We start from the raw sequence: 15,645 nt of genomic DNA on the forward strand, positions 1-15,645 counted from the left end.
ATTCTATCATACTTGCCTTCTGGTGGGACCAACAAAATAAGGGCAATTGTTCTCCTTTTTGGCAGCCGTATTCGTCTGAGTTCTACTTTTTTCGAGAATACTAACTATTTTATGACTTTGTGACCTGCATCATGGTAAAAATAAAATTCTTCACACTTCTTTCATTGGTGAAAAGCTTTACTTTGAGCTACAATATAATGGTTAAGTATCACGTATTGGATACAGGAATGATATTAGGAAGTACACATATTTCGGCTAAGCCGATTACCATTTACAGATCGTAAAGGAGTGTAGATCGTGAGTCAACATCAACCTCAACAAACCCCAGCAACACCTAACGAAGTAGCCTCCACACTGGAAGGCTGGTATGCGCTTCACGATTTTCGGTCCATCAACTGGACAGCATGGAAGACAGCAGACGATGAAGAGCGCGCCGGAGCACTGGACGAGCTTCAAGAGTTTATGAAGGAATGGAACGTTACCGAGGAAGCGGGTCTGGGCAGCTCAGCTGTCTATACTGTAGTCGGACAAAAGGCTGATTTTGTCATGATGCACCTGCGCGAAACGCTGGAAGACCTCAATAAACTGGAAAATGATTTTAACAAAACAACCTTCGCCAAATATACAACTAAAACCTACTCTTATGTGAGTGTGGTGGAACTGAGCAATTATTTGAGCAAAGATGAAGATCCTATGCAAAATCCACAAATTGTCGCACGCTTGAAGCCTGTATTAAACAAGGCCCGTTATATTTGTTTCTATCCAATGAACAAAAAACGTGATCTAGATGACAACTGGTACATGCTTTCAATGGACGAGCGTCGCACCTTGATGCGCAGCCACGGTTTAATTGGACGCAGCTATGCTGGCAAAGTAAAGCAAATCATTTCCGGTTCTGTCGGCTTTGACGATTGGGAATGGGGCGTAACACTGTTCTCCGATGACGCACTTCAGTTCAAGAAGCTAATCTACGAAATGCGTTTTGATGAAGTCAGTGCCCGTTACGGTGAATTCGGCTCCTTCTATGTCGGCAGCGTGTTGAATGAAGAGACATTTGAAGACATGTTGAAGCTGTAAAGCACAACCGTTAGTACCATATCGCAGCATACAATTAAGGATTCCGCGAACTCCCACTTTCGGGACGACGGAATCCTTTTTTTATTGCATCACAGGCTCACCACGACGGACGAATCCTCACTTTTCGCCAGCTTTCTTTTCTCCAAAGCGATCTGAATAAAGATAACAAGCAGCAGACCACTTAATAGGATCAAAAAGCCGCCAAGCTCAGGAATAAAATACTTCAGGCTCCCACCTTTGAAGCCCATCCCTCTCAAAAACTTGAAATGCCAGGTCAATGGAAGAATATTACTAATATATTACAGCGATGTAGGCAGCATAGCTACTGGCAATTGAGCGCCGCTCAGTAAAAACGAAGGCAGTATAATTAGCATGAGGCGTGGGGAAGCTTTTCCCGGATTCGCCGCATTCCACCCTAAAGCCATCGCAAACAAACTCAACGTAATCGTGTACAGGAGAAATGGGATACTGAGCTGCCATACATTCGCTTCAAAGCGCAGTCCGCCAATTTGCTTAAGTAAACCAATGGACAGGTAAAAGGAAACACATCCTACTAACGCATACGGCAACACCCTAAGAATCAAACCATACGAAAACTGAAGCTCCTCTTTTAATCTTCCTTGCTCCCGCAATCGCGGGACAATTGTCAGTACAGTAGCACCCATCAGTGAAATCATGACCGTATTAATGAACCCCATAACTGAGGTCATCAAAGTAGCATTGGTAGGATTATATAACAGGCGCTGCTGAAGCAGCATATTGGAAGTAAGCCCTGTAACCTGGCTGTCACTCATTCCCATACCCTTTAATCCACCACCAGCCAGCATCGCATTTTCCGTCGCCATGATCTCTGTGACTGCCGAGCGTAGATTTCCAGTAGCCTGACCTACCGTATTATCTACATAGAAACCGATGTTGCTCTGAACTCCTTTGATCCTATTTTCCTCCAACCCAGCTGGAAGGTAAATCACCGCAAAAAACTTTTCATTATATAAAAGTAAATTCGGATCGGCTTCATTCTCTTGCACATGGCGTACATCAATATACTGCGATGCATCCAATTTATTAATAAGCTGTCGGCTATAACTGCTATGATCTAAATCGACTACAGCTACAGAGGCATCGTTAAGCTGATTATTTTTAAAAACAAATCCAAAGGCTACAGCTACTACGATAGGAACGAGCAGCATGATAAAAACCATCTTACCACTGATCATCAGCTTCCATTCTTCTATAAACGCCTTCATTTCGTCACAACCTCTACCGTCATTCCAGGTAATAATTCAGATGTTCGCTGGACATCCACCCGCACTTGGAAAGAGCTTATATCCGACAGACCTTTGTCCCGACTCATTCTCATGTTGGTATACTGAGGGGCAGAAGTAATGTACCTCACCTTGCCTTGGACATCTTTATCTAAAGCTACGACGTGCGTATTCACATTTCCCCCAGCTTTAAACTGTGACATGGAATCCTCGCCCACATAAATATCGTAGTATAGCTGATTGGTTTCAATAACGACGCCCGTTGCCCCCGTAGAAACGATCTCTCCCATTTTAGGTACAATACGCGACACCTTACCATCTGCGGATGCCTTCAGCACCATACGTCCGCGCTGCAATTCCAAAGTTTTGAGTTGAACACTTAATGCCTGCTTTTGTTGAGCCAGAAGATCCACATTGTATTCGCTATTCTTAACATCTTTTCGTGTTTGCGAGGTTTGAGTCAAGGCTTCCTTGGCTTTTTCTGTTTTGATACGAGCCTGCTGGCGTTCCTCAGCCGTTGCGCCTGCCTCCATTTTATCCAAAGCGGTTTGCTGCTGAGCGATCCCATTTTTAGCAATATCCGATTGTTTGCTAGCCGCTATAATCTGGTTTTTGGCAATTTCAACCTGATCTGTAGCTGTATCTAACGCGATTTGGGCATTATCCAGTTGGTTTTTGGCGTTATCCAGTTCTGCTTTAGTTCCAGCTCCAGCATCATATAACGCTTTGATACGGTTGTAATTCACATTAGCCAAGTCCAGAGCCTGTTGTCTGGATGATACTGTTTTTTGCGCGATTTCCGCATTCCTTTTGGCTGTCTCTACTCCTGTCAGAGCTGCGTCCAACGATTGCTGTGCTGCTTCAATAGCCAGCTTTTGTCTTAGAATATCCTCCGCACGTGTTCCTTGATTTAATAAGGACTCTCCTGCTTGCGCGGCTTGAATGTCCAATTGTCCCTGTTTTTCTGAAGTTGAAATTTTCTCCGACTGATTTTGCAGCCCGTCTTTAGCCTGTTTTATTTTCACATCAGCCTGTGCGATATCCGTTTTTAATTTCTCAATTTGCAAATCAAGGTCTACAGGATCGAGGGTCATGAGCACATCCCCTTTTTTCACCTGTTGTTCTTCCTTCACCTCAATCGTGTTTACTCTTCCCCCTACGCCCTGAAAAGCAACATTTACGGTATCTGCCGTAAGCAGTGTGTTTTTTTGTTGGGCTGCCATACTCACAGCATCCTTGCCGCTCATTGCCATCAGCGTACCTCCGGTACCTAATGCAACAACAAGTAGCACGTACACAATGACCTTTTTATTCATTGCAATAAACTCTCCTTCATGATGATTTAGCCAATGATAGTTAAAAAATAATAGTCAAAAACAAATAAGGAATCTGATAGTACGGCATCTAACTATTTAAGCCGGGAAATTTGATTACTCCCGTTTTATCCGTTCAAGTCCTGAGGAAAACTTATTTAATAACGTAGCAAATAGAATATGATCTTCCTTTGTAAATTCATTCATTAAATCCGAAAAAAGCTGGATGAACATCGGAATTTTTTCCGTCATTAACTGTTTTCCTTCATCAGTCAAGGAGATCGCGGTCATACGTCGATCCGTCAGCGTACTTCTTCGGATGATGCCGTCCCGTTCCAGCTTATCAATTACGCTGGTTACTGTTGAACGAGTAACCCCTGAATATTCAGCCAGCTCTGATGGAGTCAATGCACGTTCATGTAAAAACAATGGCATTAAAATTTTCAGGTTGCCTACAGATAGCCCATATTCCGAGAGTCTGGAAGACACTCCATTGTACACTTCATGTGCTGCCTGCACGAAAAGTACCCACGTATTCAACGATTGGGAGTCCACATTTGGAAACTTTTCAGTCAATAAATGTATTCTACTGGGATCGGCATTGATTTTAAAATCAGAATTCAATGTGAAGCTCCCCCTCTGTAATTAGTAATCATACTATACGACGTCAAATAGTTATGGGTCAATATCTTTTTTTGTCCACCTAAATAAAAAAGGTCTCCAAGCTCTTTTCAAGGAGTCATGGAAACCTTCTGGCCTTAGAAAAACCGTCCTTTTTTCAGTACCAGTGGAATTCCGCCAATGATGAACAGATAGCGGAGATCCACAATTTTTTTCAATTGTGCGGCCACCCAACCTTTTATTTTGCGCTTACCCACCACAGCGACGGCTTCGCCTTTTCCAAGAGAAGCAACCGTCCCTTTGTTGGAAAATACGAACTTGTGCAGTTCCTTTTTGCGAAGAGTAGCGGCCAGATTCTTGGCACAAAGGACCCCTTGCTGCATCGCAATTTGGGCCGTCGGTGGATAAGGGCGTCCTTCGGGATTAAACATCAAGGAGCTGTCCCCGATAATAAAAATGTCATCATGTTCCGGTGCACGCAGAAAATCGTCGATTTTCACCCTTCCGCGCATCACTTCGAATCCAGCTTTCTCGATTAATCCGTTCCCACGGATTCCTCCCGTCCAGACCACGGTGCAGGCTTCGATTTTCTCACCCTCACCAACGATTACACCATCCTGTAAGCATTCCTTAATCGGAATTCCAATGCGGAAGGTGACCCCTTTTCGCTTAAGGACATCCATCGCATACTCCACCAGCTCAGGATCGAACCCTGGCAGTGCCGTTGGAGCCGCCTCGACGTTAATGATTTGAATTCGGTTAAAATCGATGTCATACGCTCTAGCCAGCTGTGGCAAACGATCCGCTAACTCCGCTACAAACTCAATACCGCTAAAACCAGCGCCCCCTACGACGAAATTGAGGCGACCTGGTTTACCGTCGTTTTTATACAAGGCCAGCTGGTATTCAATATGCTCACGAATCAGGCGAACCGAGTTAATACTGCGAATCGTCAGCGCGAACTTATCCATTCCCGGAATACCGAATGTTTCTGGCTCCCCGCCTAGTCCAATGACCAAATAATCATAGGAGAGCGAACCATCCTCCAGCAAGATTTTTTTCTCCTTCGGTATGATTTCCTTAACCGTTCCTTTGACTAAATCCACCTTGAACTCATCGATCAGTTGGGCAATCGGAATCCTTGAATGCTCAATCGTATCCGTACCTGCCGCAGGCATATGAAGATGTGTCGTAATATAGTGGTAATCATGACGGTTGATCAGCGTGACATCCGCCTCATTGTGCTTGAGCTCCTTTTGCAATTGCTGAGCCGTCAATATACCGCCATATCCGGCGCCCACAATGACAATTTTGGGAATACTGCTCATGCTTCTACCCCTTCCGATATACATAATTATTCAAAGCTGTTCTCTCAAAACGGTTAATTTACACTCACAAAAAAGTCTTCATCAAATATTAATAGCTTTAACTTTGCAAGCGGAACCTGGCAGTTTATAATGATAAACAGTGAATCATGCGTTCGGCGGCTATCTGAACCTCTATGCGGCTGATTCAATAATTACAAATTCCATACTATCCCTTTCGGAGGTGTTTTTAGAGTGACAACTCAATCCACAGGCGCGGAGATCCGCGATCTGATCATTATTGGAGGCGGTCCAGCCGGTATTTTCGCCGCTTTTTACGGAGGAATGCGTCAGGCATCCGTCACCTTAATTGAAAGTATGCCCCAACTGGGCGGCCAGCTTGCAGCCCTTTATCCTGAAAAATATATTTATGACGTTGCTGGCTTTCCTAAAGTAACTGCACAGGAACTGGTCAACAATTTGGTTCAACAAATGAACCACTTTAATCCAGAAGTGCAGCTAGAAGAGAAAGTCGTATCGTTAGAGAAAAAAGAAGAACGCCACTTCATCGTAAAAACAGACAAAGGTGGCGAGTATCATGGTAAGGCGGTTATTATTACCGCTGGTGTTGGTGCTTTCGAGCCGCGCAGACTGGAGCTTCCAGGTGCCGAACATTTTGAAAAAACGAACCTGCATTACTTTGTTAGCGACCTGAGCAAATTTGCAGGCCGAAAAGTGCTAATCAGTGGTGGCGGTGACTCTGCCGTAGACTGGGCACTCATGCTGGAACCAATTGCAGAACAGGTTACATTGATTCACCGCCGCGACAAATTCCGTGCGCATGAACACAGTGTCGAAAACCTCCTCGCATCCAAAGTAAATGTTATTACACCAACGGAAATTACAGAATTGCATGGAGAAGACACGATTACGAAAGTCACTCTTGCTCATGTAAAAACCAAAGAAACACAGGAAATCGAAGTGGACGATGTGATCGTTAACTTTGGATTTGTATCCACACTTGGCCCGATTGCTGAATGGGGAATTGAAATCGAAAGTAATTCCATCGTGGTCGATTCTCGCCAGGAAACCAATATTCCCGGCATTTTCGCCGCAGGGGATATTACAACCTATCCAGGCAAGCTCAAGCTGATTGCGGTCGGCTTTGGTGAAGCCCCTACGGCAGTCAACAACGCCAAGGTCTATGTAGATCCAGATGCCAAGTTGTCTCCTGGTCACAGCAGTAACATGAAAATGTAGTTTAGTTTAGACTATGACAAAAAAGGGTATTTTACTCCAAATTTGAATGTTTGGAGTGAAATACCCTTTTTTACGGTGTGCCTATTCGTTGCAGTGATTGTCCGTAAAGCCATTCGAACCCTGAATGACTTTACAGTCGCAGTACGAGAGCTTGTCCGGTCTAATGAAGGACTACGGCTGTATTCATCTCTAGATTTCTTTTGTGAATTTCAGCCAGCAACAGTGCAATGAAGTCACATTCAAGTTTAAGCTCGATTGCCATCTGATAGGAATCCAAAAGCATCTCATCCGTCAGCATAGCCATCCTCGACACAACCTTTCCTTTTATTTCAAAATCTATTCTATCAAAATACCAAAAACGGAACAAGCGTTCTGTTATCCACAGCCAATTGTGGAAATCCTGTGTATAAATTGTTGGTAAGTGTCGTTAACCCTTATATGTGACAGGGGATAATGTGGACAATATTTATACACAGAATTTTGAAGCTTGAACACAAAAAAAATATTTTTATTATTTATACAAATATATTATATTTAGCGTCTTGTTAATAGATTAAATTGGGATTTTATTGAAGAAAACAGAAATTTATTGAGGTCTTGTATTAACCTCTAAAATCCATACCCTTCCATTCTGATCAAGCCCGTAATCAAATCCTAGTTGTCCAATCCCAGGAAACCTTTTTTCCAGCACAGGAATACAGCGCTGTGTAAGTTCAATGATCTCTCGCCGCTTTCGCGTAGCAAGCCGCCGGGGATATATCATTCGAAGCGCATCTGTTCCCTTCAGCAAAGTTCCCCCTCTGCACAGATTCGTAATGACCAGTCCGGGACGAGCATGACGTGCAACTACCGCACGAAAATCCCATCTCTGCCCTTCCTTCACAACTTTGACTCGATAGTCGACAGGTCTACCTTGAATACTTGCCAGTTGGATCCCTTGTTGAATGAGATATGGGCGTTGGATTCGGAGCTTATGGATTCCGATTACAAGTGCTCTAAAATGACTGAACCGGTGCGTGTGCTCCATACGCGTGCAGGTGTATCCCCTACGCTCCTTTGCCACACGCATGACTCCGATTCCTCCGCCTCCTTTTACAGGTTTTATAAACACAAAAGCATGCCGCCGCAGCATCATGCGCAATTGATCTTCACTATATAGACAGGTTTCCGGTATATAAACGGCGGTATGTGGATGGTGGAGCAGCGCCTTCGTCTTTAGCCATTTGCTTGCAAGTTGTCTCATCTAACCCTCTCCTTTCGCCGTCAGGTATACTTATACATACTCAACAGGAATATTCTATTCTTGGATGATTGTCCGCGGCATGTGTCTATTTCGACAAGATCATGGCGAACGGTAGCATGCACCGAATATCACTGGTACAATGACAATAATCTACTACCATTTGCACGGAACAGCGGAAATTACCGCCAAATCGTTTTTCAACAAGGAGGTCAACTCATGAATAGCAAAATTGGCATCATGGACATTGGCTCAAACTCCATACGTCTGGTGATCTATGAAATGACAGAGACAGGAGCCTATCGCATTGTGCAGGAATGCAAAGAAGCTGCCCGACTGAGCGAAAAGGTTGGGGCCAACGGCCGTATGGAACGGGAGGCGATTCGAAGCATCGCTCCATTGTTGCGCCAATTTATGGCGGTATGCCATATGCACGGGGTTGTCCGTATGCGTGCAGCAGCAACAGCAGCCATCCGCAATGCCACGAATTCGGACGAAATCGTCCAATGGATTGCGGAGGAGACAAATTTAACACTGGAAATACTGAGCGGAGAGCAAGAAGGCTATGCCGGTTTTCTGGGTGTAGTGAACACTATGAATGTGAGTGATGGAATCATCATTGACATCGGGGGTGGCAGTACCGAAATTACGCTGTTCCGCGATCGAAAGCGACTGCATACGGTGTCATTTCCCTTTGGCGCCGTCAATATGAACTGGCGCTTTGGACGTGAGGTCAAGAATGGCGAATGGTCTCCTCAGCAGATTGAGGAAATGGAGAGCTTTGTCCGTTCTTCACTGCAAAATCATGATTGGATCTTCTCCAATCCGGATCTGCCATTCATCGGGCTAGGTGGGACCCTGCGTACTTTGGCTAAAATCAATCAGAAGCGGCAGGATTACTCACTTCCTGTGACGCACCATTACGAAATGACGATAGAAGATGTCGATTACTTCTATGGCAGTCTGCCCCATCTTCCCTATGAAAAACGCAAAAAAACAGCCGGCCTGTCCAAGGACAGAGCCGACATCATTGTACCGGGTCTTATTATATTGAAAACGATATTTGAAGCTGCTCAAGGCTCCGCGTATCTGGTCAGTGGAGCGGGTCTGCGAGACGGCCTATTTCATGAGCTGGTCAACGCTGAACAGCCCGTGGTAGCTAATCCGCTTATCACATCCATTCGCAATATCCTTTCGTTTGCTGTCCCGGTTAGCGAAGCGCATGTCAAGCGGGTTAACGAGTACGCCGTCCGGCTCTATGACACATTAGCTAGCGGAACCTCAGCTGCTATGGACAAACGTTTGTTACTGACCGCAGCAACTCTTTACAAAACGGGAGCTGCCTTGAATTACTATCATTTTCGCCAGAATTCCGTGTTCTGGATCTTACATGCAGGCATTGGCGGTCTATCCCATAGGGAAACGGTACTAGCCGCGTTGATCGCGGATTACCATCCCAAGAACCGGACCCCCCGTTTGCTACGCACACATGCGGATATTTTGGAGCCTTCCGACGAGGAACGTGTACATCGGCTCGGCTCGCTGCTCCAGCTCGCGATTGGCATGGATCGGAGTGAGTCCGGAATGATTACCAGCATCAATCCTACTACAGGGGATGACGCAATGCATCTTCGTTTGGAAAGCAAGAGTGAACCCATATTAGAACAACGAGAACTAGAATCCGTTGCGAAAGATTTCCAAAAGGCGTGGAACCTCACATTGTCGTGGTCCATTCTACCTTCTTCCAATTTCTAACCTTCATCGCTTCAGATTGGCTCCTGATGGGAGCCTCTTTGTCGTTTCTGGACACAAATTGATAGCTGCCATTAGGCAAAAGCTGGCGCGCCTTCACATTATCCCTTAACGATAAATGCAGAATATCTGCCAGCATTTCTTTGATCCCGTCATCATAAATCGGGCACATCAGTTCAATTCGGCGGGTCAAATTGCGCGTCATCCAATCCGCACTGGACAGAAATAACTCGGATTTCCCTCCATTTTCAAAATAAAACAATCTGGAATGCTCCAGAAAGCGGTCTACAATACTGATGACACGTATATTCTCGCTGAATCCTTCCACACCGGGACGCAAACAGCAGACCCCTCTGATGATAAGATCAATCTTCACACCTGCTTGGGAAGCCGCATATAGTTCATCGATCATCTCCTGATTGGATAAGGAGTTGATCTTGGCAATAATCCGGGCGGGCTTACCTGCCAATGCTTGCTCTGCTTCCCTACGGATGAGTTCAAACAGCTTGTTCTTCATTCCCGTTGGAGCCACCGTAAAAGCTTGCAAAGTCTTGAGCGCAGAGAATCCCGTGATTTCATTAAACAGTTCGGAGGCATCCTCACCAAGTACTGGATCCGACGTAAACAATCCGATATCCGTATACACACGCGCCGTGCTTTCATTATAATTGCCTGTACCTACATGCACATATCGTTTGAGTGCGTTGCGCTCATGGCGTATGACAAGAATGATTTTGGCGTGCGTCTTCAAGCCAACCAACCCATACACTACGTGACAGCCTGCTTTTTCAAGCGTACGCGCCCAGGCAATATTACGTTCCTCGTCAAAACGGGCTTTCAGCTCCACCACCACTGTTACCTGCTTGCCCGATTCGGCCGCACGTGCCAATGCCGGAATCAGCTTCGATTCCCCGTTGACACGGTACAGGGTCATTTTGATTGCCATCACATCTGGGTCCTCTGATGCCTCAATGATAAAATCAGTTACCGCATCGAATGATTCATACGGGTGGTACACGAGCACGTCCCGTTTGCGAAGTACGTTGAAAATATCCTCTTGCGGGGGCAGTTCTTCCGGATACAGTGGTTTGATTGCCGGAAATTTCAAATGTGAATACCCCTCCAAATGATCGGCAAAAGACGATAAAAATGTCAGATCCAACGGCCCGTCCACCTCAAACACATGGTCGAACAGCTTGAATTCGCGTTGAAGCTCCATCAGGGCATAGGGATGAATCCCTTTTTCTACTTCCAGTCTTACTGGCGCGCCCCGTCGTCTTCGACGCAGCTCTTTTTCAATCTCTTCGAGCAAATCTTCGATTTCTTCTTCATTAATGGATAAATCGGAGTTACGTGTCACACGAAAAGCATGAACGGCCTCTGGGATATACCCAGTGAACAGCGTTTGGATATGATGCTTGATCAGTTCCTCAATTAAAATAAATGATTTCTTCTTGCTATTGGAACGTAACGGCACTGTAACCACACGTGGAATATTCGAAGGCACCTGCACAATGGCAAAAAGCGGTTTATCCTCCTCCGTATCCCCCGGACGTCTCAAAACGACCGCTAAATATACGTATTTATTGTGAACGAGTGGAAAAGGACGGCTCTGATCGACCGCCATCGGCGTGAGCACCGGAAATATAATTTCATGAAAATATGCATCCAGCGACTTGCGCTGTGTCGTATTTAAGTCTTCATATTCGAGCAGTAAAAGACCTTTTTTCGTCAAGAGGCGAGAAATATCACGATAGGTCCGGTATTGTTCCGATACCATCGAGACAGTACGCTTGATCAGGCGTTTGTACAAACCGGAGGGGGTATATCCCGTAAAATCCTTTTGCATAAAACCCGCCTTGATTTTCTCGCGCGTCTCTGCAACACGAACAGCCATAAACTCATCCAAATTGCTAGATACAATCGCCAAAAATTTGGCTCTCTCCAGCAACGGTGTATCTGCATCCTGAGCTTCCTGAAGCACACGGCGATTAAATTCAATCCAGCTTAAATCTCGGTTAAAGTAACGTTCTGACCCGGCTTTATCCTTATTCTGACTCTCTATCAACATATGGCCTCCATCAATTCATGCAGTATAGTTACCCTTTATTGTACTATTAGATGAAACGCACTAGCATCACAGTAGTGTAAACGCAATGTAAAATGTGTGTAAACACAAACTGGATATTTGAAAAGGTCATTCGGATGCTTTACAAAAATAGCATTAAGCGGTACAGTGTTTACGTCTGTTTCATAGAGTAGATTGAAGAACCGTTTCTTTTTCAGTTGTTTATGTTCGTTATGATGTGTAGTAACCACTTAGAAGCCACATTCAATTGCTGATTTTCAAATGGCATGATATAGGGAGGATTTACGTTATGGAACCCAAGAAAACGCCACGCGTACTGCAAAAAAACATCGAATTTTTCACCGCAGCGCTGTCTCAACACCTCGTTACGGTCTGGCAAGAGGACCCTACAGGTGTATACTGTGAGATTGGCTGTGGATATATCGAGTTATTCAGTAGCGAGATGATTCGGGTGCGCAATCAAGATGGAACCCCAAGCCATTATGACCGCAATATTACCATGTTTCAGCTAATCACAAAGGATCAGCCGATATAATTATTATATGCTATGCCTGCGCTGTTCTTCCAGATTAGAATTGCTTTATGTTTACAACTACCGATTTTCATATCTGCTGAATCTTGCAGTTTTTTCAAAAAGCGCCTCAGAGCGCTTTTTTTGTCGACCTTTTTTGAACATCGTTTCGAAAAGCAGTATGATAAGGGAGCATATTACCTAAATTTAAAGGGGAATCAACCGATGGAGCATACAACATCAGATGAGCGCATCCTGGTTATGACCGCGGTTGAAGGCGAACGGGAAGCTGTACTGCGGGGCCTGAAAGGCGACACCCGTTTTGTGGTCGAGCTAGCTGGCGTGGGCGCACCGTCCGCGGCGGCTTCAACCGCGCTAGCACTGGCGGCGGCTGGTGACTACCGTCTGGTCATCAGCGCCGGAATTGGTGGCGGCTTCGCGGAGGTCGCTGCATTGGGGAGCGTCGTTGTTGCTGACGCGATCATTGCCGCCGACCTGGGGGCCGAGACGGCAGAGGGCTTCAGCAGCGTGGACGAGCTGGGGTTCGGCTCAAGCCGAATTGCCGTGAACGTTGCCATCGCGCAGCGATTGGTTCAGGCGTTGCGTGCCGCCGGACAGACGGCTGTCGCGGGGCCGATCCTGACCGTCTCTACGGCCACCGGTACGGCGGCAACAGCGGAACGGCTGGCCAAACGCGTTCCTGGAGCTGCTGCCGAAGCGATGGAAGGCTACGGCGTGGCCGTGGCGGCAAATAGGCTAGAACTGCCGACGATGGAAATCCGCACGATTTCCAATGCTGTCGGTCCACGTGACCGTGCAGCTTGGCGAATCAAAGAGGCTTTGCAAGCGTTGGAAGCCGCATTTTCTACATTAACGGAGGTTATATAGATGCAAATTGCTTTTTCACCTTGTCCCAACGACACTTTTGTCTTCCATGCCCTGGCGCATGGTTTGATTCCGGGCGCACCCGCGCTGGACATTACATTCGCCGATATCGACATCACCAACAATCTGGCGATCACACCAGACGGACTGGATATTATGAAAATTTCGTATGCTGCACTCCCTTGGGTACTGGATGAATATGCCCTGCTGCCTTGCGGGGGCGCACTGGGCCGGGGTTGTGGGCCACTCGTGCTGACCAAGGAAGGTTCCACCGTCGAAGGCCCGGAAGCCCTGTCCGGCAAGCGTGTAGCCGTTCCGAGTGAACGTTCCACTGCCTATCTGCTGTTCCGCCTGTGGGCAGCCAAGCATGTGCCTGGGGGTGTCGGCGAGATCGTCGTGATGCCGTTCGACCAAATTATGCCTGCTGTCCGTGACGGGAAGATAGATGCCGGACTAGTTATTCATGAAGCACGGTTCACGTATCCGTCCTACGGGCTTAGTAAGCAAGTCGATCTGGGGAACTGGTGGGAAGAAGATACAGGGCTGCCGATCCCGCTCGGAGCTATTATTGCCCGCCGTACGCTGGATCTGGATGCGATCACAAACTGGATACGCGCCTCTGTCGAATACGCTTGGCAGCATCCCGAAGCTTCGCGTGAATATGTATTGTCTCATGCACAGGAGCTTTCACCCGATGTTGCCCAATCGCATATCGACCTGTACGTTAACGATTTTACCGCCAATCTGGGCGACAGCGGATATGCCGCCATCGAAGCTTTGCTCGGTCGTGCCGCGCAGGAAGGGCTGGTACCTTCGTTTGATTTAACCCAACTGCGTCCTACATCCACAACAACACGTTAAAAGGGATAGACATGCCTTGCATGTTTTCCTACTGAATAGAGTAGTTTAAACATATAAAACCTCCCGAACGAGCACATGGCCTAGCCATGCGCCCCATTCGGGAGGTTTTATCATTTCATATGGCGAATCTTCATTCGACTCGCTTGATCCCTATCCTTAGTTCTGTTCCTGCTCGACAACCTCGGTCTTAAATACGTTATCCAGTTTGGTACCCAATCTTTTGACCAGCGGCACCTTGATATCCCGGCTCAGCTCCTTGAAAAAAGCGTCCATGTCACAATTAATCTTATCCAACACGACCTTCACGGTACCCTCTTCCAAGATCTGCTCATTCAGATCCTCCGGTACGGTAACCGAGATATCATACTTCTTGCTTAACGTTTTAATGTAGCGGGTAAAGATTTCGATAAGCTCCTCATTGTTGAACTTCTCAACTGCAACTTGCCCTTTGTTGGTAAATTTCAAATTCACTCTCACGTTAGCATTTCCCCTTTTCCTTTTGACCATTTATTTTGGATAAACGTTGAACCTTTCAGAGGCTCTTCAAAGAAAGGGCCTTACCGGTCGTTTTAGACTCTTGTCCTTTGATATACTAAGTATAACACATTAAGGCCGTTTTCATTTCCCAACTTGTCGTTTTATGATAAAAAATGATAAAATTTGCGCATTTTCAGCATAAATTCTTTCTTTTCATGCCAATCATTAGGAATATCCCCTACACAAATACACAAAAAAACGCCTATCTCGCAAAAGAAAGACGTTTCCGTATAGATGCCTAAGTGGTATGCATTTACAGAGGTTTCGTACATTCCCAACCATGTGAACGATACTCACGCACAGCGTCTCGTATATCCTCAATATCATCAGAATGCAGCAAAACGGCAGGTAGAATAACCCAATATTCATTCTCCGCTAGATCAATAAATACGTCCTCGACATCGTAATATTGCATATCGCCAAATGCCGTGTCTCTGATCTTCTGTCCAACTAAAGGTGTAAACGGAGAATCAAATGTTTTCATCACCTTCGTATATTCCTTCACGCCCGTTGCCGAGATTTGCTGTGAAATAATGACGCTCAATGCTGTTACCTCCCTGACCTAATAATGCTCATTATACCCTTCTCTCAGACCCTCTACAAAACCTTGCGTAAAAAAAATCATAAAAATCAATAGACCGATGCCAATAGCAACGGAGCTGATTACAATAATGAAGATGCCCTGCGTGTTTCTTTGTTCCATTCGTTTCGTCAAAATTCCAAAAACCAAACCTAAGACACCCAACAATCCTCCAAAGACAAAAAAACTAAATATGAACCCCAAACCTGCAAAAATCCAGCCAAAGAAAGCGAGCAGCCATCCCTGCTGCTGCGGCTCGCTCTGTTTCATCTGCCAGCGTTCCCTCGCTGTAGGTGTGTATCTGTCCATTCCTTAACTCCCCCGCTTCATCTGCAAAACCCAACATCGGA

The 15,645-nt window shown here is 45.9% G+C and carries 17 protein-coding genes; 6 read left to right on the forward strand and 11 right to left on the reverse strand.

The annotated features are described in order from the left end of the window. Window positions 1–297 precede the first annotated feature (297 nt). The gene (gene hemQ, locus ACYCS5_RS09270; RefSeq protein ID WP_023990152.1) at window positions 298–1,077 is read left to right on the forward strand and encodes a hydrogen peroxide-dependent heme synthase; all 780 of its coding nucleotides are present in this window, start codon (window positions 298–300) and stop codon (window positions 1,075–1,077) included. 89 nt (window positions 1,078–1,166) lie between these two features. Here the strand turns inward: hemQ and ACYCS5_RS09275 are convergent, their stop codons facing one another. The 5 genes from ACYCS5_RS09275 to ACYCS5_RS09295 all read right to left on the reverse strand — a co-directional run bounded on the left by ACYCS5_RS09275 (window position 1,167) and on the right by ACYCS5_RS09295 (window position 5,604). Then, window positions 1,167–1,325 carry a hypothetical protein gene (locus tag ACYCS5_RS09275; protein ID WP_459760968.1) on the reverse strand — a complete coding sequence of 53 codons (159 nt, stop codon included), beginning with the start codon at window positions 1,323–1,325 and terminating at the stop codon, window positions 1,167–1,169. A 51-nt stretch (window positions 1,326–1,376) separates the two neighbouring features. Next, on the reverse strand, window positions 1,377–2,324 hold the full coding sequence (locus tag ACYCS5_RS09280; protein ID WP_459760969.1) for an ABC transporter permease: 948 nt from the start codon (window positions 2,322–2,324) through the stop codon (window positions 1,377–1,379). Then, window positions 2,321–3,658 (reverse strand): HlyD family secretion protein, encoded by a 1,338-nt coding sequence (locus tag ACYCS5_RS09285; protein ID WP_459760970.1) that lies wholly within the window; start codon window positions 3,656–3,658, stop codon window positions 2,321–2,323. Before ACYCS5_RS09285 ends, ACYCS5_RS09280 begins: the two co-directional genes overlap by 4 nt. A gap of 114 nt (window positions 3,659–3,772) precedes the next feature. After that, window positions 3,773–4,279 carry a MarR family winged helix-turn-helix transcriptional regulator gene (locus tag ACYCS5_RS09290; RefSeq protein ID WP_013372886.1) on the reverse strand — a complete coding sequence of 169 codons (507 nt, stop codon included), beginning with the start codon at window positions 4,277–4,279 and terminating at the stop codon, window positions 3,773–3,775. Between the two features lie 134 nt (window positions 4,280–4,413). Further along, on the reverse strand, window positions 4,414–5,604 hold the full coding sequence (locus ACYCS5_RS09295; protein ID WP_340886326.1) for an NAD(P)/FAD-dependent oxidoreductase: 1,191 nt from the start codon (window positions 5,602–5,604) through the stop codon (window positions 4,414–4,416). 231 nt (window positions 5,605–5,835) lie between these two features. Between ACYCS5_RS09295 and ACYCS5_RS09300 the strand changes: the two genes are divergently transcribed. Next, window positions 5,836–6,840, forward strand: a complete 1,005-nt coding sequence (locus ACYCS5_RS09300; RefSeq protein ID WP_165148522.1) for an NAD(P)/FAD-dependent oxidoreductase — start codon at window positions 5,836–5,838, stop codon at window positions 6,838–6,840. A 160-nt stretch (window positions 6,841–7,000) separates the two neighbouring features. Here the strand turns inward: ACYCS5_RS09300 and sda are convergent, their stop codons facing one another. After that, window positions 7,001–7,144 (reverse strand): sporulation histidine kinase inhibitor Sda, encoded by a 144-nt coding sequence (gene sda, locus ACYCS5_RS09305; RefSeq protein WP_007431918.1) that lies wholly within the window; start codon window positions 7,142–7,144, stop codon window positions 7,001–7,003. A gap of 282 nt (window positions 7,145–7,426) precedes the next feature. After that, window positions 7,427–8,083, reverse strand: a complete 657-nt coding sequence (locus ACYCS5_RS09310; protein ID WP_165148519.1) for a YheC/YheD family protein — start codon at window positions 8,081–8,083, stop codon at window positions 7,427–7,429. A gap of 216 nt (window positions 8,084–8,299) precedes the next feature. Here ACYCS5_RS09310 and ACYCS5_RS09315 point away from each other — a divergent pair, with 216 nt between their 5' ends. Further along, the gene (locus ACYCS5_RS09315) at window positions 8,300–9,835 is read left to right on the forward strand and encodes a Ppx/GppA phosphatase family protein (RefSeq protein WP_029518238.1); all 1,536 of its coding nucleotides are present in this window, start codon (window positions 8,300–8,302) and stop codon (window positions 9,833–9,835) included. Here the strand turns inward: ACYCS5_RS09315 and ppk1 are convergent. After that, window positions 9,795–11,903, reverse strand: a complete 2,109-nt coding sequence (gene ppk1 / locus ACYCS5_RS09320; protein ID WP_029518237.1) for a polyphosphate kinase 1 — start codon at window positions 11,901–11,903, stop codon at window positions 9,795–9,797. The genes ACYCS5_RS09315 and ppk1 overlap by 41 nt on opposite strands. 307 nt (window positions 11,904–12,210) lie before the next feature. Between ppk1 and ACYCS5_RS09325 the strand changes: the two genes are divergently transcribed. From ACYCS5_RS09325 to ACYCS5_RS09335, 3 genes are all read left to right on the forward strand, one after another. Further along, on the forward strand, window positions 12,211–12,456 hold the full coding sequence (locus ACYCS5_RS09325) for a hypothetical protein (RefSeq protein WP_029518236.1): 246 nt from the start codon (window positions 12,211–12,213) through the stop codon (window positions 12,454–12,456). Between the two features lie 201 nt (window positions 12,457–12,657). After that, a complete protein-coding gene (locus ACYCS5_RS09330; protein WP_340956752.1) occupies window positions 12,658–13,320 on the forward strand; it encodes a futalosine hydrolase in 663 nt (220 codons plus the stop codon). Then, window positions 13,321–14,178, forward strand: a complete 858-nt coding sequence (locus ACYCS5_RS09335; RefSeq protein WP_459760971.1) for a 1,4-dihydroxy-6-naphthoate synthase — start codon at window positions 13,321–13,323, stop codon at window positions 14,176–14,178. A gap of 156 nt (window positions 14,179–14,334) precedes the next feature. On the opposite strand, the gene ACYCS5_RS09340 is transcribed toward ACYCS5_RS09335, so the two are convergent. From ACYCS5_RS09340 to ACYCS5_RS09350, 3 genes are all read right to left on the reverse strand, one after another. Further along, a complete protein-coding gene (locus ACYCS5_RS09340) occupies window positions 14,335–14,655 on the reverse strand; it encodes a hypothetical protein (RefSeq protein ID WP_023990165.1) in 321 nt (106 codons plus the stop codon). 313 nt (window positions 14,656–14,968) lie between these two features. Next, entirely contained in the window at window positions 14,969–15,259 is a 291-nt protein-coding gene (locus ACYCS5_RS09345) for a hypothetical protein (protein ID WP_029518233.1), read from the reverse strand. Window positions 15,260–15,277: 18 nt separating this feature from the next. After that, window positions 15,278–15,604 (reverse strand): hypothetical protein, encoded by a 327-nt coding sequence (locus ACYCS5_RS09350; protein WP_039272696.1) that lies wholly within the window; start codon window positions 15,602–15,604, stop codon window positions 15,278–15,280. Between the last annotated feature and the right edge of the window lie 41 nt (window positions 15,605–15,645).

This window comes from Paenibacillus sp. SEL3 (genome assembly GCF_054602585.1).

Coding starts and splice junctions, on each gene's coding strand:
- ACYCS5_RS09275 (WP_459760968.1), bottom strand. CDS start 1,325: ATGGGCTTCAAAGGTGGGAGCCTGAAGTATTTTATTCCTGAGCTTGGC.
- ACYCS5_RS09280 (WP_459760969.1), bottom strand. CDS start 2,324: ATGAAGGCGTTTATAGAAGAATGGAAGCTGATGATCAGTGGTAAGATG.
- ACYCS5_RS09285 (WP_459760970.1), bottom strand. CDS start 3,658: ATGAATAAAAAGGTCATTGTGTACGTGCTACTTGTTGTTGCATTAGGT.
- ACYCS5_RS09295 (WP_340886326.1), bottom strand. CDS start 5,604: ATGAGCAGTATTCCCAAAATTGTCATTGTGGGCGCCGGATATGGCGGT.
- sda (WP_007431918.1), bottom strand. CDS start 7,144: ATGGCTATGCTGACGGATGAGATGCTTTTGGATTCCTATCAGATGGCA.
- ACYCS5_RS09310 (WP_165148519.1), bottom strand. CDS start 8,083: ATGAGACAACTTGCAAGCAAATGGCTAAAGACGAAGGCGCTGCTCCAC.
- ACYCS5_RS09315 (WP_029518238.1), top strand. CDS start 8,300: ATGAATAGCAAAATTGGCATCATGGACATTGGCTCAAACTCCATACGT.
- ppk1 (WP_029518237.1), bottom strand. CDS start 11,903: ATGTTGATAGAGAGTCAGAATAAGGATAAAGCCGGGTCAGAACGTTAC.
- ACYCS5_RS09325 (WP_029518236.1), top strand. CDS start 12,211: ATGGAACCCAAGAAAACGCCACGCGTACTGCAAAAAAACATCGAATTT.
- ACYCS5_RS09330 (WP_340956752.1), top strand. CDS start 12,658: ATGGAGCATACAACATCAGATGAGCGCATCCTGGTTATGACCGCGGTT.
- ACYCS5_RS09335 (WP_459760971.1), top strand. CDS start 13,321: ATGCAAATTGCTTTTTCACCTTGTCCCAACGACACTTTTGTCTTCCAT.
- ACYCS5_RS09350 (WP_039272696.1), bottom strand. CDS start 15,604: ATGGACAGATACACACCTACAGCGAGGGAACGCTGGCAGATGAAACAG.